We start from the raw sequence: 18,746 nt of genomic DNA, 5'->3' as shown, positions 1-18,746 counted from the left end.
TCCCACGGTTTCGGCCGGGTCATCCTCACCCCCGAGGAACGAGATCACCTTCCCCACCCACCGTGCCACACCAAGATCTTTCTGAAAGGACTCCTTAGAGCACACCTTGGGCCCACACCCACCCACGACCGCACCACCCAGCCCGTCCGGGCGCTTGAGGACACCCTGGACCCGCACCCACCCACGACCGCACCATCCAGCCCGTCCGGGCGCTTGAGGACACCCTGGCCCCACACCCACCCACAACCGCACCACCCAGCCCGTCCGGCGCTTGAGGACATCTTTAACGCCCACTCGCTCACGCGGAGCACCCGCGAAAACAACGCGGCCCCGCCATCTAGCCCGTCCGGCGCTTGAGGACATCCTGGGCCCGCACCCACCCACGGCCGCACCATCCAGCCCGTCCGGCGATTGAGGACACCTTCAGGCCCGCACCCACCCACAGCACCCACCCACCCCAGCCCGTCCGGCGCTTGAGGACACCGTGGCACGGCCAACCCGCGGCCGCACCGCCCCGCGGCACCACCAGAACCACCCCAAAGCCGACGGCACGTCACCGGCGAGCGGCAGCCACCAACTCCCCCGCCACCGCAACCGCCTCGGCCAGACTGTCCACCACCGGAACCCCGGCCTCCGCCAAGCTGGCCCGACTATGGCTCCCCCCGGAATAGAGCACCGCCAAAGCCCCCGCGCCCCGCGCAGCCTCGGCATCGTCGAGCGCGTCGCCGATCACCACCGTGCGCCCCGCCCGTACCCCTTCCAGCTCCCGCTCCAGCTCAGCGAGATGCCGCCCCATGTGCTCCGTCTTGCTGCCCCCGGACGGCCCCCGCCGCCCCTCCACCCGCACGAATCGGGGCTCGATCCCGAAGCCCCGTACCAGCGGCACCAGGTCGTCATGGCCGTGCATGGACAGGATCGACTGCGTCCCGCCCGCCCCCTGCCAGCTCTCCAGCAGCGATTCGGCCCCTTCGGCGAGCGCGCAGCGCTCCTGGTGCCCCCGGTAGTGCCGGTGGAAGACGACGTCCATGTGGTCCCACTCCGCCTGGGTGGGGAGGCGCCCCAGCAGCCGTTCGTAGAAGCGGGGAATCGGCACGCGGTACAGCTCGCGGTAGCGGTCCAGCGTGATCGGTTCCAGGCCGATCTCCGCGAAGGCGGCGTTCGTCGCCGACATCACCGCGTCGATGTCGTGAAAGAGCGTGCCGTTCCAGTCCCAGACGATGTGTGCGGTGTGCATGCTCATGTTCAGACGGTACCCAGCGGCAAACGGTCAGCCGACGATGGTGGGGATCTCCTGCGTCGCGAACCAGAGCAGCTCGTGGTCCTCGGCGCCGTCCACCGTGAACTGCGCGTCGTCGTCGCCGTGGTCCGCGGCGCCCAGCGCGGCGGCCGCGGCCGTGATGTCGGTCTCGGCCTCGTCGGCGTCCACGTGCACGGCGGCGGCCTTGGACAGCGGCACCGCCGAGGCGAGCCGCACCTCGCCGACCGAGGACTGGTCGAGCCCGCGGTCCGGGTCGGCCACCGCTTCCTTGTCCGGCACGTCGACCGCGACGACGACGCGCTTGCGGGCCGCCGCAGGGTCGGCGGCGAGGCGGCGCAGGGACGCCTGCGCGGCGCGGCTGAGGGCCGCGTACTCCAGCTCCTCGATGTCGTCGGAGACGTACCACTCGCGCAGGGCTGGGGTGACGGCGTAGGCGTGCAGCGGGGCCGGGCCGACCTCGCCCGCCTTGTGCGCCGCGGCGAGGCCGGGGAGGGTCAGAGGGACGTAGACGCGCATGACCGCCGCTTTCCTCAAGGCTTACGAATACTGGGCCAGCATACGGGCGTGCGTCCCCCTTCGGGGTGCCGGGACGTACGCGGTGCGGACGCCCGTACGGCCCCTGTGAGCTGCCCGCTCGCGGCGGCGAAACGTATCGGCCGCCGCCCGGCCGCCCCTGATAGGTGAATCTCCGGGAGTACCGAGGGTGCCTGCGACGCCCTTGCCGACGCCGGAAGGGCACGGATAGAAGATCCCCGACGGAAGCTACCGCCCGGTACAAGACGCCGGGCCGGCCCGACGGGGGCGCACAGCATGAACAGGACGATGACCAGCAGGACCGGGACGCCCGCCGGCAGGAGCGGCGGCAGGCCCGCCGGAGCCACCGCCCCGCCCCGCCGGAGCGACCCCCGGCGGCCCGGCGCGGACCTCGCCGCCCGGCGCCGCGAGCGCGAGCGGCTGCCCCGCTACTGGTTCGCCAACCGGCTGCTGCTCACCCTGAGCGGCCAGCGGCCCGCGCACTGGATGCTCGGTCACACCCTGGGCACCGCCTACGACCGGATCGTCGAACTGGCCCCGCAGGCCCCGCTGCGGCCGGCGGCGCCGGGCGGCAGCACCCCGGTCGTACGGCACTGCGACGAGTTCCGCCCCCGGTCCGGGGTGATCGAGGCGTTCGCCCGTATCGCCTCCGGCGACCGCGTACGGGCACTGGCCTTCCGCCTGGAGCGCGGCGCGGACGAACGCTGGCGCTGCTCGGCGGTCGAGCTGGGCGAACCCGCCCACACCTGAACCGCCCGTCCCTACCACCTGACAGCAACGCGGGGCGGGACACGCCTTCAGTGTCCCGCCCCGCGCAAAACCGCTCTATCGGCTACTTCTTGCGGCGCCGCCCGCCGCCGTTGCCGCCGCCCTTCTGGGCCTTGCGGCGCTCGGCGCGCGTCAGACCGTCCGACTCGGAACGGGCCGGGGCCTCCGCGCTGGTGAAGTCGCCCTCCACGACACCGCCCTCGCCGTCCACGGTCGGGGCGGAGAAGTGCAGCCGGTCCGGGCGCTGCGGCGCGTCGAGCCCCTTCGCGTGGATCTCGGGCCGCTGGCCCGCCGGCACGGCCTCCTGGCCGCCCTTCTCCAGCGACGTCGGCTCCTGCGCGGCCTCGACCGGAACCTCCTCGACCTGCTGCTCGACCTGGACCTCCAGGTTGAACAGGTAGCCGACGGACTCCTCCTTGATGCCGTCCATCATGGCGTTGAACATGTCGAAGCCCTCGCGCTGGTACTCGACCAGCGGGTCCTTCTGGGCCATGGCGCGCAGGCCGATGCCCTCCTGGAGGTAGTCCATCTCGTAGAGGTGCTCGCGCCACTTGCGGTCCAGCACGGACAGCACCACGCGGCGCTCCAGCTCACGCATGATGTCGGAGCCCAGCTCCTCCTCACGCGCCTCGTACTGGGCGTAGATGTCGTCGGTGATGGACTCGGCGATGAAGTCGGCGGTGATGCCCGCGCGGTCCCCGGCCGCCTCCTCCAGCTCCTCCACCGTGACCTTCACCGGGTAGAGCTGCTTGAACGCGCTCCACAGCCGGTCCAGGTCCCACTCCTCGGCGAAGCCCTCGACGGTCTCCGCCTGGATGTAGGCCTCGATGGTGTCGTCCATGAAGTGCTTGACCTGCTCGTGCAGGTCCTCGCCCTCCAGGACGCGGCGGCGCTCGCCGTAGATGACCTCGCGCTGGCGGTTGAGGACCTCGTCGTACTTCAGGACGTTCTTACGGGTCTCGAAGTTCTGCTGCTCGACCTGGGACTGCGCCGAGGCGATGGCGCGGGTGACCATCTTGTTCTCGATCGGCACATCGTCCGGGACGTTGGCCATGGCCATCACGCGCTCGACCATCGCGGCCTTGAACAGGCGCATCAGGTCGTCGCCGAGCGACAGGTAGAAGCGGGACTCGCCCGGGTCGCCCTGACGGCCGGAACGGCCGCGCAGCTGGTTGTCGATACGGCGCGACTCGTGCCGCTCGGTGCCCAGTACGTACAGCCCGCCGAGCTCCTTGACCTCCTCGAACTCCGCCTTGACCGCGGCCTCGGCCTTCTCCAGGGCGGCGGGCAGCGCGGCGGCCCACTCCTCGGCGTTGTCCACGGGGTCCAGGCCGTGCTGGCGCAGCTCGGCCTCGGCGAGGTCGTCGGGGTTGCCGCCGAGCTTGATGTCCGTACCGCGGCCGGCCATGTTGGTGGCGACGGTGACGGCGCCCTTGCGGCCGGCCTGGGCGACGATCGACGCCTCCCGGTCGTGCTGCTTGGCGTTGAGCACCTCGTGCGGCACGCCGCGCTTGGCGAGCTGCTGCGAGAGGTACTCGGACTTCTCGACGGAGGTGGTGCCGACCAGGATCGGCTGGCCCTTCTCGTGCTTCTCGGCGATGTCCTCGACGACGGCGGCGAACTTCGCCACCTCGGTGCGGTAGATCAGGTCGGACTGGTCGACGCGCGCGAGGTCCCGGTTGGTGGGGATGGGCACCACGCCGAGCTTGTAGATCTGGTGGAACTCGGCGGCCTCGGTCATGGCCGTACCGGTCATGCCGGAGAGCCCTGGGACCTTCTTGCCGCTCTGGTCATGGCGCTCGTAGAGGCGGAAGAAGTTCTGCAGGGTGATCGTGGCGAGCGTCTGGTTCTCGTCCTTGATGTCCACCCCTTCCTTCGCCTCGATCGCCTGGTGCATGCCCTCGTTGTAGCGGCGGCCGGCGAGGATACGGCCGGTGTGCTCGTCGACGATCATGACTTCGCCGTCCATGACGACGTAGTCCTTGTCCTTCTTGAAGAGCTCCTTGGCCTTGATGGCGTTGTTGAGGTAACCGACGAGCGGGGTGTTGACCGACTCGTAGAGGTTGTCGATGCCCAGCCAGTCCTCGACCTTGGAGACGCCGGACTCGTGGATGGCGACGGTGCGCTTCTTCTCGTCGACCTCGTAGTCCCCGGTCTCCTCGACGCCCTTCTGCGGGTTCGCGGCCTCGCCCTTGGTGAGCCGGGTGACCAGCTTGGCGAAGTCGCCGTACCACTTGGTGGCCTGGTCGGCGGGGCCGGAGATGATCAGCGGCGTACGGGCCTCGTCCACGAGGATCGAGTCGACCTCGTCGACGATCGCGAAGTTGTGGCCCCGCTGCACCAGTTCGTCCTTCGCCCACGCCATGTTGTCGCGCAGGTAGTCGAAGCCGAACTCGTTGTTGGTGCCGTACGTGATGTCCCGGTTGTACATGTCGCGGCGCTGCGCCGGGGTCATGTTGGCGAGGATGCAGCCGACCTCCAGGCCGAGGAACTGGTGCACCCGGCCCATCCACTCCGAGTCGCGCTCGGCCAGGTAGTCGTTGACCGTGATCAGGTGGACGCCCTTGCCGGACAGCGCGTTGAGGTAGGCGGGCAGCGTGCCGACGAGGGTCTTGCCCTCACCGGTGCGCATCTCGGCCACGTACCCGAGGTGCAGGGCCGCGCCGCCCATCAGCTGTACGTCGTAGTGGCGCTGTCCGAGCACGCGCTTGGCGGCCTCGCGGACGGTGGCGAACGCCTCGGGCATCAGGTCGTCGAGGCTCTCGCCGTCGGCGTAACGCTGCTTGTACTCGTCGGTCAGGGCGCGCAGCTCGGCGTCGGAGAGGCTGAGGAAATCCTCTTCGATGGAATTGACCTGGTCCGCGATGCGGTGCAGCTTGCGCAGGATCTTGCCTTCGCCTGCACGCATGAGCTTGTTGAAGACGGACACGTAGGCTGGCTCCTTGCCGGTCGGGCCTGGCACGGTCAGGTGCGCTGGCGCGGCATTTTTTCAAGGGGGCAGGCCCCACCGCAACGGCCATCGTAAGCGAGGACCCCACCGCGCCGGGAGGTCCGTCGCCGCGAAGGCCCGCTGTCACCCTCCCGTGCAACGAATAGCACTGGCCGAAGGTGCCGGGACCGCGGCCGTCCCGGGGGCCGGCGGGGGCGAGCGAGCAGGCGGAGAGGCCGGGCCGACGGGCGTACGGAGGCGGCGGGCGTACGGGCACGGCGGCGCGGGAATCCGCTCGCGCCGGACAGGGGCGGCAGCCGAGACTTCACTCATGGAACCCGTGACCCTCACCACCGACCGCCTGCTGCTGCGCCCCCTGACGCTCGCCGACGCCGAGGCCGTGCACGCCGCCTGCCAGGAGCCGGACATCCCGCGCTGGACCAGCGTCCCCTCCCCGTACACGCGTGAGGACGCCGCGGACTTCGTCGGGCACGTGTCCCCGGCCGGCTGGCAGGACGACTCCAACTACACCCTCGGTGTCTTCACGGCGGACGCCGGCGTCCTGGTGGGGGCCATGGCCCTGGTGCGGCTCGCACAGCTGGCCGCACCCGAGCGCCAGGCCGAGATCGGCTACTGGACCGCCAAGGAGCAGCGCGGTCGCGGTTACACCGTGGAGGCGGCCCGTGAGGTGATCCGCTGGGCCTTCGAGGACCTCGGCGTCGAGCGCCTGGAGTGGCACGCGGAGGCCGGCAACGAGGGCTCCCGCGCGGTCGCCCTCAAGGCGGGCTTCCAGATGGAGGGCACCGTCCGCTCGAAGATCGTCCGCGCGGGAACCCGGCGGGACGTCTGGATCGGCTCCCTGCTCCCCTCGGACCTCGGCCGCCCGACGAAGACGCCGTACCTCCCGTACCCGGACCGCGCCTGACCACCTCGCCCCGGGCCGTGCCCGGACCACGGCCGACCGCCCGGCCGATTGTCAGTGGCCGCCCCTAGTGTGATCGGCATGACGACCATCGCCGCGAAGGACCGCGAACCCGCCGCCGGTACGCCCGAAGTGACGCTCACCGCCGACGAGGCGCGCCGCATGGCGCTACGGGCGCAGGGCCTGCTGGGCGCGCCGGACCGGCGGGCGGGGGCCCGCGGGGTGCTGCGGCGGCTGGGCGCGGTGCAGCTGGACACCATCTCGGTCCTGGCCCGCTCGCACGAACTGGTGCCGTACGCGCGCCTGGGCGCGGTGGGCCGTACGACCGTCGAGTCCGCCTACTGGTCGCACGCGCGCAGCTTCGAGTACTGGTCGCACGCGGCGTGCATCCTGCCGGTCGAGGAGTGGCCGCACTTCGCCTTCCGCCGCCGGGCCCTGCTCGCGCGCGGCCACCGCTGGCACGTGATGGAAGACTCCGAGCGCTCCTGCTCGGCCGTACGGGACCGGCTCAAGGCGGAAGGGCCCCTGACGGCCACGGAGTTGGGCGGCGCCAAGAACGGCGGCGAGTGGTACGACTGGTCCGAGACCAAGATCGCGGTGGAGTGGCTGCTCGACACGGGCGAGGTCGTCTGCACCCAGCGGCGCGGCTGGAAGCGGGTGTACGACCTGGCCGAGCGCGCGATCCCGGACGAGCTGCGCCACGACGAACTGGACGACACCGAGTGCGTGCGGCGGCTGGTCGCCCAGGCCGGCGCGGCGATGGGGGTGGCGACCCGGGCGGACCTCGCCGACTACCACCGCCTGAGGGGCGACCAGGTGGACGCGGCACTGGCGGACACGGATCTGGTCCCGGTCGGGGTGGCGGGGTGGGCCAAGCCCGCCTGGGCCGACCCGGCGGCGCTGGCCGTCGAGTCCGCGGCGAAGCGCGGCCGGCACCGCACGACGCTGCTCTCGCCCTTCGACTCCCTCGTCTGGGACCGCCCGCGCACGGAGCGGATCTTCGACTTCACCCATCGGCTGGAGGCCTACGTGCCGCGGCCCAAGCGGGTGCACGGCTACTTCGCGATGCCGCTGCTGGCCGGCGGCCGCCTGCTCGGTCGGGTGGACCCGGCCCGCGAGGGAGCGACCCTGGTGGCCCGTCAGGTGTCCCTGGCAGGCGGCAAGGCGGTGGCCCCCATGGCACAGGCGCTCCAGGAGGCCGCGGAATGGGTGGGCTGCGACACGGTCCGCGTGGAACGCTGCGACGACCCCGCCCTGGCCAAGGCCCTGATCAACGCCCTCGACGACTGACCGACGCCCCGCCCGACGCCCCGAAGGCCGTATGACGAGCACACCCAGCCCCCGCCCCACTACGGGTGCCGAGCACTCAGGGCCTCTGGGGCTCGGGGCCCCAGAGGCCGCCTACCGGATCTCCAGGATCTTCTCCCGCATCGCGTAGACCACGGCTTCCATGCGGGAGTGGAGCTGGAGCTTCTCCAGGATGTTGCGGACGTGGTTCTTCACAGTGTTCTCGCTGATGAACAACTCCTTCGCGATATCGCGGTTGTTCATCCCCGTGGCGACGAGCTTGAGGACCTCCAGCTCCCGGTCGGTGAGCCGGGGCGCGGGCACCAGTCTGCGCTCGTCCGTGCGCTGGATCATCGACTTGAACTCGGTCAGCAGCTTCGACGCCATCGACGGACTGATCTGCGACTGACCGTCCGCGACGGCCCGGATCGCCGTCGCCACCTCGTCCGTGGAGATCTCCTTGAGCAGATAGCCGGTGGCGCCGGCCTTGATCGCGTCGTAGAGGTCGGCCTCCTCGTCGCTGATCGTCAGCATGATGATCTTCGCGCTGGGAGCCACCTCCTTGAGGGAGGTACACGCCTCGATGCCGCCCCGCTTGGGCATCCGCACATCCATCAGCACGATGTCGGGCAGCAGGTCGGCGGCCTTGTCCACGGCCTCCGCCCCGTCCCCGGCCTCGCCGATGACCTGGATGTCCTCCTCTTGGGCGAGGACGATCTCCAACCCCCGGCGGAAGAGCGCGTGGTCGTCCACCACGAGGACCCGGATGGGCTCCTTGCGGGTCCCGCCCCTGTCCGTGCCGACGCCGGTGACGACGCCGTCCTCGTCGTCCCCGCCGGACACGGGCCCGAAGCTGTCCGCCATCGTTCCTCCCCCTGAAGGCCATGGCCCTTTGCGGTTGCACGCTGCTGCGCGGCGCCAACCGGTCTCGGCAGTCCGCCGGTTGGCCGCCCGGCCATGATTTCATGCCTGGGCAGTGCCGCGGCGCTCCCGTGGTCGCACGGGGGCGCCCCAGGGGGCGCATCCGCGCCCCGAGGGGTGCCACCACGGGCACGACGGCCCGGCCGAACGGTCGGCACGCGCCGGTCGCGCGCCGGTTCAGCCGCCGAGCGCGCCCCCCGCGCCGCCGGGCTCCACGTCGAAGAGCGGGTCGGCGTTGAGGTGGATGACGCCGTAGTCGTAGGCGTGCCGACGGTAGACGACACTGGGCTGCTTCGTGTCGGAGTCGACGAAGAGATAGAAGTCGTGCCCGACCAACTCCATCTCGTAGAGCGCCTGGTTGAGCGTCATCGGGGCCGCCGCGTGGGTCTTCTCGCGGACCACCAGAGGCCCTTCGCCCTGAATCTCGATCGAGCCCATCCGTGTGACCGGCACCTCGCCGGCGGACGGCTCCTGTTCGGCGGAGAGCTCGCCGTTGTCATCGAGCTGCGCGACATCGGGGACGGACACCGCGACGTCGCTCGCGGGGGTGCGTCCGCTGCCACGGCGCTCGTGACGCTTCTCGTTCTGCTTGCGCAGCCGCGCCTCCAGCTTGCTGGTGGCCAGGTCGAGCGCGGCGTACGGATCCGGAGCGGCAGCCTCCGCCCGGATCACCGGTCCGCGCGAGCGCACCGTGATCTCCACTCGGTCGGAGCGGTCGGCCTGCCTGGGGTTGGGCTCTTTGGACACCTCGACGTCGAGGCTGATCACCTTGCCGTCGAGCTTCTGGATCTTCTCCAGCTTCAGCTTCTCGGCCACGTGCTTGCGGAACCGCTCGGGCACCTCGGTCTTGCGGCCCTTGACGACGATGTCCACGCAGAACTCCGTTCCCGGAACGCTCCGCCGAAGGTGCGGAGCGCATCCCTCTTGCATTAGGCCCCAGAGGAAACTGGAGCCCCCGACTCGGCGGCTTTCACCTCCTCCTCCCCCGTCGGCAAGATTTACACCCCGCCGAATTCAAGCTTCTTCGAAAGCACGCGAAGCGCGCCAATCGGAGATACGAGTCATAGCGCCTGCCATTCCTCACAACCGAACATAGCTCGCCCGGACGGATGTCGGCACCCCCTACTTCCTCGTACCTCCGTTCAGGTGATGTCCCACCGTTACCACCAGCAACGATGCAACTTCTCTGTCAGTTCCGGTTTATTTCGCACTTACGCCGAACGCACGCGCGGGAGCGGCCACCACCGCGGCGCCCGCGACCCTGCCGCCGACCGCCGCCACTGCTCGTACCGCCTCCACCAGCGACGCCCCCGTAGTCATCAGGTCGTCCACCAGCAGCACTGGCCCGGCCGTCAGCAGCCGTTCACCACCCGCCGCGACCTCCAGGGCGCCGGCCAGGTTATCCAGCCGCTGACGGGCTCCCAGGCCCGTCTGATCCGCCACCGGACGACGCTGCCGGAGCACCGCGCAGACCACCGCGGGCCATCCTGCGCGCCGTAGCTCGCCGGCGGCCGCCTGTGCGATGCGCCGACTGGGATCATGCCCGCGCGCGGCGACCGCACACCGCGCGGACGGCACCGGAACGAGCACCAGCCGACGACTTTCACGAGTCCCCCCAGCCACACCCACACCAACTCCACCGGCTTCATCCGCGTCCCTCCCCCACATCCGGCTCACGCCACCGTCCGCCCCCGCTCCGCGCCCAAGCCCCACCAGCGGTCCCGCACCACCGCCGGCCCCGGCGCCCAGCCACGCTCCACTGCCGCCGACCGCCGCCCGTACCCCCGACGCCAGCGCCGTCCCCAGCGGCCCCGCCAACCGCAGCACCCCCCTCTCCTTGTGCGCGAGCAGCACCGATCGCGCCTCGTCCGCGTACGCCACCGCCGCGTACACAGCGGGCAGTCCCGGCGGCACCGGCTCCGGCCACACCCGCCGGGCCGCCCGCCCGCACAACGCCTCCCGGCAGGCATCACACAGCACGGCCCGCGGAGCACCGCACCCCGCGCAGTCCACCGGCAGCACCAGGCCGACAAGCTCCTGCCACCACCCCCGCATGACTCAACTGTCCCGCTGTCCGCCCGTCCCTGCCACCCCTGTGGATAACTTCAGCGGCAGCCGCCCCGCAGCCCCCGACCCCGCCCCCAGAACCGGCGCCCAGCCCAGAACCACCCCGAACCAGCGCAACTCATACACACCCGCCCGCCCCGCCCCGGCACGCCCCCGCCCAAACCCGCTACCGCGGACAGAGCGGCTACCCCGGATAGACCGGCGCCGTCCCCTTCTTGGGCGTCACCGTCTTCCAGTTGGCGTCCGGCAGCAACCGCACGATGCCGTCCTGCTGCTCCGCGACCAGCGCCTTGCTCGGAGCCTCCGAGGCGGCGACCGCCTTGACCCCCGTGATCCCTGGCAGCGCGGCGCCGTTCGACACGGACCCGTCGGTCTCGACGTACTGCAACTGCTGCAGCCCGCCCGGCTCGCTCCCGGCCGCCAGCAACCGGCTGCCGCCCGCCCAGGAGACCGCGTCCACCTGCTCCAACTGCGGCGCGACGGACCTCAGCCCCTGCACCGACAGGCTCGGATGCGGCACGCTTCCCGCTCGCTCGACGCGCCCCAGCATCAGCTTCGTATGGCCGTCCTTCGTCACCAGCAGCGCGATCCGCACCCCGTCCGCGGCCACCCGCAGCCCGGTGATCCGCCCGCCGTCGAGCCCGGCCACCTGGACCTCCTCCGGCGTGCCCGTACCGCCCGGCAGCCGCAGCAACCGCGGCTGCTGCGGGCTCCGGTCGACCACCCAGAGGTCGCCGAGCCCGTCCCAACTGGGCGGCGCCAGGCCGCCCTTCGCGCCCGCATGGGCCCGTAGCCGGACATCGCCCAGCGCGGAACCGTGCTCCAGGGCGGCGACGTAGAGACTGCGGCCGTCCTCGGTGACGCCCGCCGCGCGCCGCTCGGACCGGTCCACGGCCACCGACCCCAGCAGCGCCTGCCCGTCCCCGAACGCGCCCGGCACCCGCCGCGCCTCGTCCTCGCTGTCGGCCAGGCTGACCATCTTGTGCTTCGCGTCGATGTAGTACTGCCGGTCGGCCCGGCCCTCGGTCCGGCCCGGCGAGTACTCCTGCGCCTGCTCCCGCGTGAGCCCGCACAGCTTGGAGCCGTCCCGGCGCTCCAGCGTCACGTCCCCCACCGTGGCGGACGCCTGATCCTGGACCGTGAACAGCAGTTGGGCCGCCATCCGGTGGCACTGCACCAGGTTCGCGCTGTCCGCCTTGCCGTTGAGGCGCACCTTCAGGTTGTTCGAGTCGTCCAGGGACAGGCGGTCGTCCACCACCTGGGTGCCCGCCCGGAAGGCCGTCGTGGTCACCGGAGCGAGCCAGTTCGTCGGCCCGTCCAGCAGCGCCCGCGCGGTCGAGGTGACCGGGTCTATCCGCTTGCGCAGGTACACAGGGTCCGGCACGAGCACCTCGGACCGCCCCGACCTGCGCTGGTCCGGCCCCAGCTTCGCGAAGTAGTACTTGTTGACCGAGCGGTAGATGCGCTGGAAGTCCGGCACCCCGAGCACCAGCCCGGCCGGCAGCGCGTCGATCCGCCACTCCCCGCCCTGCCGCACGACATGGATCTTGTTCTCGTACGTGCGCTCATCCGGCTTGTACGCGTGCTTGGCGTCCACCCGCGCGACCTGCTTGCCGGTCAGCGAGATGGTGACGCCGTCCTCCTCCCGGTCGCCGCTGCGGTCCACCCGCACCTGCGGCGGCTCGGTCAGGATCGTGGTGACCTCGGAGGGATTCCAGGTCGACTGCTTCTTCGCGGCCAAGTACTTGCGGGCCGTGTCGTACGCCGGGTCGTCGCTGGTCGTGGCCTCCAGAAAGCCCAGCACGATCTCCCGCGGCTGCTCGCCGGCGCGCGGCGCCACGCCGTACACCCGCACCTGCGAGTCGGCGTCGGCGCGCGGCGAGCCGTTGACGGAGTCCACGTCGCCGCTGTCCGGCATCGACGCGCAGCCGGCCAGCAGCAGTCCGCCGAGGGTCAGCGCCGCCGCGCCCAGGCGGCGCCCGCGACGGCGACGGTAGCGATCAACGCCCACTGGACCCGTCCTCCCGATCGGTCGTCTCCCGCAGGTCCCGCTCCGCACCGTCTTCCCCAGCGGTCTCGGGCTCCTCATCAGTCGCCACGCCCCCGCAGCCGGCGGCGTCCTTACGCGCCACGACGCGCGCCCCGTTCGCCCCGTTGTTCCCGGGCAGCGCCGCGGGATCCGCGGCGGCGGCTCGTACGGCCTTGGCGCCGGCCCTGCTGTCGGTCGGCTGCACGGGTACGGACCCGGTCGGCGGCAGAGGCCCTCCGCCGTTCACCGTCGCCGTGGCGGCCCGCGCACCCCCGGCCGACGAAGAAACCGACGAAGAAGAAGCCCCCGCCTCGACGCCCGGCCCGCCCCTGTTCACACCCGCACCCAGAGCCCCGACCGCCCCACGGCTGCCCGACTGCGCAACCGCCCCTCGCGCACCCCCGGTCTCGTTCAACCCCCGATTGCGCCGCGAGTCCGCGGGCTCCAGGGGTATGGGCGAGCCGCGCAGCGCGTCGCCAGCCGTGCGCGGCAGCGTCAGCCGGAACTGCGAGCCGCCTCCCGGCTCGCCCCACGCCTGGAGCCAGCCGCCGTGCAGCCGCGCGTCCTCCACCGCGATCGACAGCCCCAGCCCGGTGCCCCCGGTCGTACGGGCACGCGCCGGATCGGCCCGCCAGAAACGGTTGAAGACCCGCGTCGCCTCACCTGGCTTGAGGCCGACCCCGTAGTCGCGCACGGCGACCCCGACGGCGCCGCCCGCGACCGCGAACCGCACGATCACGTCCCGGCCCTCGCCGTGCTCCACCGCGTTGACCACCAGGTTGCGCAGCACTCGCTCCACCCGGCGGGCGTCCGCCTCCGCGATCACCGGCTGCTCGGCGCCGCGTACGAGAATCCGGCTGCCCTTCCGCTCCGCGAGCGGCTCGGCCCCGCCGATCACCCGGTGCACGACGTCCCGCAGGTCGATCGGCTCGGCCTCCAAGGCCGCCGCCCCCGCGTCGAACCTGCTGATCTCCAGCAGGTCCGCCAGCAGCGACTCGAACCGGTCGAGCTGCTCGTGCAGCAGCTCCGCCGACCGGGCCGTGATCGGGTCGAACTCGTCGCGCGCGTCATGGATGACCTCGGCGGCCATCCGTACGGTCGTCAGCGGCGTCCGCAGCTCGTGCGACACATCGGAGACGAACCGCCGCTGCATCCGCGACAGCTCCTCCAACTGCAGGATCTTGCCCTGCAAGTTCTGTGCCATCTTGTTGAAGGACTCACCCAGACGAGCGATGTCGTCCTCGCCGGTGACCTTCATACGTTCCTGGAGGATGCCCGCGGCCAGCCGCTCGGAGATCCCGGCGGCCATCCGTACGGGCGTCACGACCTGCCGCACCACGAGCCAGGCGATGGCCCCGAGCAGCACCACCACGAACACCCCGGCCGTGGCCAGCGTGGTCGTGACCAGGCTCAGCGACTTCGCTTCCTGGGAGAAGGGGAAGAGGTAATAGAGCTGGTAGGGCTTGCCGTTGACGTCGTAGAGCCGCTTGCCGACGACCAGCCCCGGCACGCCCTCGTCGGAGGGGCCGCGCTTGATGCCGGCGGGCTTCTCGTACGCCCCGGTGCCGTGCTCCACCTTCTCCCGCAGGTCCTGCGGCACGCTGCGTTCGGGGTCGACGTCGCCGGAGGAACGGGCGCCGCGGTTGCTGGCGGACGACGTGTCGTCCGTATTGGAGCTGAGCGCCACCACGGAGTAGACGCCCTGGCCGCTGCTGGCCAGTTGCTCGACCAGCCCGGTCAGCCAGTTGCCGGAGTCCACGCTCCGGCGGCCGCTCTGGGTGCCGCTCTGCCCCGAGTCCTGGCCGCGTGCGTCGATCCCGGAGTCGGCCATGTCGCGGGCCGCCGTGAATCCGCCCCTGGCCTGCCCCTGGGCCGTACGCTGCTTCGCCTCCAGCAGCCCGTTGCGGACCTGGCCTATGACCACGACGCCGAGCAGCAGCACGACGCCGAGCGACATCAGCAGTGTGCTGGCCACCACCCGGAGCTGGATGTTGCGCCGCCACAGCCGCAGCGCGGGCAGCAGCGGCCGCCGCACCCAGCGCGCGTACAGCCGCAGCATCGGGTGGACGGGCCCGCTGGCGGCCCCGTCAGGGAGGAACTGCCCACCCCGCCAAATTCTCCCAAAAAGGGATATTCCACCCGGCTTCTCGACGGGCCGCCCCGTGCCTCGCTCCGGAGCGGCACCGTTTCCCGTCATCTCAGCTCGGCCCGGCCTTGTAGCCGACCCCGCGCACGGTCACCACGATCTCCGGCCGCTCCGGGTCCTTCTCGACCTTCGAGCGCAACCGCTGCACATGCACATTCACCAGCCGCGTATCGGCGGCGTGCCGATAGCCCCACACCTGCTCCAGCAGCACCTCACGGGTGAAGACCTGCCACGGCTTACGGGCCAGCGCGACCAGCAGATCGAACTCCAGCGGCGTCAGCGCTATCGACTGCCCCTCCCGCTTCACCGAATGCCCGGCCACGTCGATGACCAGGTCACCGATCGACAGCTGCTCCGGCGCCGGCTCCTCCGACCGCCGCAACCGCGCCCTGATCCGCGCCACCAGCTCCTTCGGCTTGAACGGCTTGACGATGTAGTCGTCCGCGCCGGACTCCAGCCCGACCACCACATCGACCGTGTCGCTCTTCGCCGTCAGCATCACCACCGGCACCCCGGACTCCGCCCGGATCAGCCTGCACACCTCGATGCCGTCCCGACCGGGCAGCATCAGATCCAGCAGCACCAGATCCGGCTTGACCTCTCGGAATGCGGCAAGTGCCTTGTCGCCGTCCGCGACGAACGACGGCTCGAAACCTTCACCACGCAGCACAATGCCGAGCATCTCGGCCAGTGCGGTGTCGTCATCGACGACAAGGACGCGTCCCTTCATATCGACATCATCCCATTTTCGCATCTGGTCCATGAAGTCGGGTGATTCAGCTCACTCATCCGCCACTTTGTCCCCCTGTTCATCCGCCACTGATCACGGCGGTCGGCCGACATTGACGTCACAAAAGCATGCCAGCCCCACGGGCCCGCTCCGGACCACCCCCAAGCGATCTCGCCAAGGCCCGGCACCGCTCCCGCGGAACTGGAACCGGCCGAAGTGCCGCGGCCGAAGGCCGACATGAGCCGAACGACAATCGCCGACACCCGGCCCCAAAGCCATCCCATGACCGGCACGGAAACGGCGGACGCCCCCGGCTACCGGTTCACCTGGCCGACGAGACGAAGCAGAAGAATCGGCCTAGGACCGAACGGCTCCATTCGGTCCGGGCAACGGCCCCGGACGAACGCACAGCTCCGCCAGCCCCTCTCTCGTCACCGGCGAGACCACCCCGTTCTCCGTGACGATCGCCGTCACCAGATCCGGCGGCGTGACATCGAAGGCGGGGTTGTACGCCTGGGTCCCCAGCGGCGCCACCGGCACCCCGCCGCCGGCCTCGACTCCAGCGGCCGGCGCGTTCGGCGTCGCGACCTCCGTCACCTCATGCCCCGGCCGCTGCTCGACCTCTATCGCGGCGCCGTCGGGGGTGGCCAGGTCCACCGTCGTACTGGGCGCCACCACGATGAACGGCACATGGTGGTAGCGGGCCAGCACCGCGAGCGGATAGCTGCCGACCTTGTTCGCCACCGAACCGTCCGCCGCGATCCGGTCCGCGCCGATCAGCACCGCGTCCACCTCACCCGCCGCGAAGAGCGAGCCGGCCGCGTTGTCCGTCAGAAGCGTGTACGCGATCCCGGCGCGCGCCGCCTCGTAAGCGGTCAAACGCGCCCCCTGCAGCAGCGGCCGCGTCTCGTCCACCCACAGCCGCCGCAGCTCACCGGCCCGGTGCGCGGCCCCCACCACCGCCAGCGCCGTGCCCTCGCCGCCCGAGACGAGCGCGCCCGTGTTGCAGTGGGTCAGCACCTGGTAGCCGCCGCCCGGCAGCAGCTCCGTCAGCAGGGCCAGCCCGTGCCGGGCCATCGCCGCGCTGGCCTGTGCGTCCTCGCGATGGAGCGTACGGGCCTCCGCGAGCGCCACCGCGGCCGACCGCTCCGCCGAGGCCCCGCCGTCGACCGCCGCGCGGTACGCGTCCGCCGCGCGCCGCACCCCGTAGCCCAGGTTCACTGCCGTCGGCCGGGCATGCGCCAGCAACTCGGCGGCCTCGTCCACGTCGAAGCCCCGTACGGCCGCGAGCGCGACACCGTACGCGCCCGCTATGCCCAGCAGCGGAGCACCCCGCACGGCGAGCGAACGGATCGCCTCCACCAGCGCGGGCACATCGGTGCACACCAACTCGACTTCCTCGGCCGGCAGCCTGGTCTGGTCGAGGAGCACCAGCACGGGCCCCTCCGGCGGCTCCTCCCAGCGCAGAGCTGGAGCGGCGAGGGAAGCAGTGTCCTTCGGGAATACCGCGTACTGATCAGCCATCCGCCCAGTCTGCCCCGTAGGGCCCCCACTATTGAAGGTCTCGGACCCCGATACGGCCCCGGCCGGAGCTTGGTCCACCGTGACACGATGGCTGGCAATCGCCCGCCGCCGCACCGGCGAACGGGCCCCGAGAAGGAGCACCGATGAACGACTCTCCGGGCCGGCCCTCGCCCGGATCCTCCTCCGACGAGCCGGACAATTCCGCTCCGGAGCAGCCCGCCACCCCCGCCGACCAGGCACCGGAAGCGAAGTGGGCGCAACAGCAGCCACCAGCCGGTCCCTGGCCCGGCTCCGGCAGCGGCCCCCAGCCGCCCCCGGGCCGCCCCGGCTGGGGCAATCAACCCAACAACGCCTCCAACAGATCCCCGGGCAGACAGCTCGCCTGGGGAAGCGGCTGGACGCCGCCACCGGCCGCCCCCAAACCCGGCGTCATCCCGCTGCGGCCACTCGGCGTCGGCGAGATCATCGAAGGCGCCTTCGCCACCATGCGTACGCAGTGGCGCACCGTCTTCGGCGTCTCCCTGGGCCTCGCCGTCGTCACCCAGACCGCCGCCACCGCAGTCAACGGCATATGGTTCCGCAACAACCCGGGCCTGGACAGCCTCAAGGACGACCCGGACATCACCGCCGGCGAGGCCCTGCGCACCATCGGCCGCCTCCTCGCGGGCATGGGCGTCACCTCGTTCGTCGGCATCCTCGGCTCGATCGTCGCCACCGCCATGCTGACCGTGGTGGTCAGCCGCGCGGTCCTGGGGCGCACCGCGACGCTCCGCGAGGCATGGACCGGCGCCCGCCCCCAACTGCTCCGCATGCTCGGCCTGATCATCCTGGTCCCGCTGCTCATCGCGGCCGCCGTGACGGTCGCGATCCTGCCGGGCCTCATGGTCACCCTCGCCGGCGCGGAGACCGGCGGCGCCGCCCTGGCCCTCCTCGGCTCCCTCGCCGGATGCGCCGTCGCGGTCTGGCTGTGGATCCGCTACAGCCTCGCCGCCCCCGCGCTGATGCTGGAAAAGCAAGGCGTGATCGCGTCCATGCGCCGCTCCGCCAAGCTCGTACGGGGAACATGGTGGCGGGTGTTCGGCGTGCAGCTCCTGGCGCTCCTCATCGTCTTCGTCATCACGGCCATCGTGCAGATCCCCACGGGCATCGTCCAGCTGCTCTTCGGCGGCGGCGGCGACACCACGAACGTGCTGCAGGGCGGCGCCTCTTCGGTCTCCTGGACGTACCTGATCGTCGCCGGCATCGGTGCCCTCATCAGCTCCGTCATCACGTTCCCGGTAACCGCCGGCATCACCGCGCTCCTCTACACGGACCAGCGCATCCGCCGCGAATCCCTGGACGTCGAGCTGATCCGAGCAGCCAAGAACTGACGACACTCGCAAAAAGGTCCGCCCCTCCGAAGCACAAGCGGAGGGGCGGACCTTTGACTTCTTACTTCCCCGTGAACGCAAAAATGCCGGTGTCCCAGGCCATAAGGCCCGGGACACCGGCTTAAAATTTGTTCGGCGGCGTCCTACTCTCCCACAGGGTCCCCCGTGCAGTACCATCGGCGCTGAAAGGCTTAGCTTCCGGGTTCGGAATGTAACCGGGCGTTTCCCTAACGCAATGACCACCGAAACACTATGAAGATA

General features: G+C 71.2%; 14 protein-coding genes and 1 rRNA gene. 4 read left to right on the top strand and 11 right to left on the bottom strand.

The annotated features are described in order from the left end of the window. Positions 1 to 553: 553 nt before the first annotated feature. Together AB0I22_RS38460 and AB0I22_RS38455 are read right to left on the bottom strand one after the other, a co-directional pair. Positions 554 to 1,240: an HAD family hydrolase gene (locus AB0I22_RS38460; RefSeq protein ID WP_363135687.1), complete on the bottom strand. Its 687-nt coding sequence runs from the start codon at positions 1,238 to 1,240 to the stop codon at positions 554 to 556. Positions 1,241 to 1,267: 27 nt separating this feature from the next. Beyond that, positions 1,268 to 1,774, bottom strand: a complete 507-nt coding sequence (locus tag AB0I22_RS38455) for a hypothetical protein (protein ID WP_363135686.1) — start codon at positions 1,772 to 1,774, stop codon at positions 1,268 to 1,270. Between the two features lie 306 nt (positions 1,775 to 2,080). Between AB0I22_RS38455 and AB0I22_RS38450 the strand changes: the two genes are divergently transcribed. Continuing rightward, positions 2,081 to 2,542, top strand: a complete 462-nt coding sequence (locus tag AB0I22_RS38450) for an Rv3235 family protein (RefSeq protein WP_363135685.1) — start codon at positions 2,081 to 2,083, stop codon at positions 2,540 to 2,542. Positions 2,543 to 2,624: 82 nt separating this feature from the next. On the opposite strand, the gene secA is transcribed toward AB0I22_RS38450, so the two are convergent. After that, positions 2,625 to 5,489, bottom strand: coding sequence for a preprotein translocase subunit SecA (secA, locus tag AB0I22_RS38445; protein WP_363135684.1), 2,865 nt, complete (start codon positions 5,487 to 5,489; stop codon positions 2,625 to 2,627). A 331-nt stretch (positions 5,490 to 5,820) separates the two neighbouring features. On the opposite strand from secA, the gene AB0I22_RS38440 reads away from it, so the two are divergent. After that, complete coding sequence (locus AB0I22_RS38440; RefSeq protein WP_363135683.1) at positions 5,821 to 6,414, top strand: GNAT family N-acetyltransferase; 594 nt, start codon at positions 5,821 to 5,823, stop codon at positions 6,412 to 6,414. 78 nt (positions 6,415 to 6,492) lie between these two features. Beyond that, the gene (locus AB0I22_RS38435) at positions 6,493 to 7,701 is read left to right on the top strand and encodes a crosslink repair DNA glycosylase YcaQ family protein (RefSeq protein WP_363135682.1); all 1,209 of its coding nucleotides are present in this window, start codon (positions 6,493 to 6,495) and stop codon (positions 7,699 to 7,701) included. A gap of 111 nt (positions 7,702 to 7,812) precedes the next feature. Here the strand turns inward: AB0I22_RS38435 and AB0I22_RS38430 are convergent, their stop codons facing one another. The 7 genes from AB0I22_RS38430 to mtnA all read right to left on the bottom strand — a co-directional run bounded on the left by AB0I22_RS38430 (position 7,813) and on the right by mtnA (position 17,115). Next, positions 7,813 to 8,562, bottom strand: coding sequence for a response regulator transcription factor (locus tag AB0I22_RS38430; protein ID WP_363135681.1), 750 nt, complete (start codon positions 8,560 to 8,562; stop codon positions 7,813 to 7,815). A 234-nt stretch (positions 8,563 to 8,796) separates the two neighbouring features. Continuing rightward, positions 8,797 to 9,549: a ribosome-associated translation inhibitor RaiA gene (gene raiA / locus AB0I22_RS38425; protein ID WP_363135680.1), complete on the bottom strand. Its 753-nt coding sequence runs from the start codon at positions 9,547 to 9,549 to the stop codon at positions 8,797 to 8,799. Positions 9,550 to 9,819: 270 nt separating this feature from the next. After that, entirely contained in the window at positions 9,820 to 10,674 is an 855-nt protein-coding gene (locus tag AB0I22_RS38420; RefSeq protein ID WP_363135679.1) for a phosphoribosyltransferase family protein, read from the bottom strand. Between the two features lie 196 nt (positions 10,675 to 10,870). Continuing rightward, positions 10,871 to 12,697 carry an LpqB family beta-propeller domain-containing protein gene (locus AB0I22_RS38415; RefSeq protein WP_363135678.1) on the bottom strand — a complete coding sequence of 609 codons (1,827 nt, stop codon included), beginning with the start codon at positions 12,695 to 12,697 and terminating at the stop codon, positions 10,871 to 10,873. Continuing rightward, a complete protein-coding gene (mtrB, locus tag AB0I22_RS38410) occupies positions 12,687 to 14,912 on the bottom strand; it encodes an MtrAB system histidine kinase MtrB (protein ID WP_363135677.1) in 2,226 nt (741 codons plus the stop codon). Before mtrB ends, AB0I22_RS38415 begins: the two co-directional genes overlap by 11 nt. A 1-nt stretch (position 14,913) precedes the next feature. After that, a complete protein-coding gene (mtrA, locus tag AB0I22_RS38405; RefSeq protein WP_030874941.1) occupies positions 14,914 to 15,591 on the bottom strand; it encodes a two-component system response regulator MtrA in 678 nt (225 codons plus the stop codon). 357 nt (positions 15,592 to 15,948) lie between these two features. Continuing rightward, positions 15,949 to 17,115, bottom strand: coding sequence for an S-methyl-5-thioribose-1-phosphate isomerase (mtnA, locus tag AB0I22_RS38400; RefSeq protein WP_363135676.1), 1,167 nt, complete (start codon positions 17,113 to 17,115; stop codon positions 15,949 to 15,951). 143 nt (positions 17,116 to 17,258) lie between these two features. Here mtnA and AB0I22_RS38395 point away from each other — a divergent pair, with 143 nt between their 5' ends. After that, positions 17,259 to 18,485: a glycerophosphoryl diester phosphodiesterase membrane domain-containing protein gene (locus tag AB0I22_RS38395; protein WP_363135675.1), complete on the top strand. Its 1,227-nt coding sequence runs from the start codon at positions 17,259 to 17,261 to the stop codon at positions 18,483 to 18,485. A gap of 130 nt (positions 18,486 to 18,615) precedes the next feature. On the opposite strand, the gene rrf is transcribed toward AB0I22_RS38395, so the two are convergent. After that, positions 18,616 to 18,732: ribosomal RNA gene (rrf, locus tag AB0I22_RS38390) — 5S ribosomal RNA — on the bottom strand. Between the last annotated feature and the right edge of the window lie 14 nt (positions 18,733 to 18,746).

The sequence above is a fragment of the Streptomyces sp. NPDC050610 genome (genome assembly GCF_040654875.1).
GTDB lineage: Bacteria > Actinomycetota > Actinomycetes > Streptomycetales > Streptomycetaceae > Streptomyces.
Note: the sequence above shows the minus strand (reverse complement) of the source record. Positions and strands in the feature narration are given on the sequence as shown.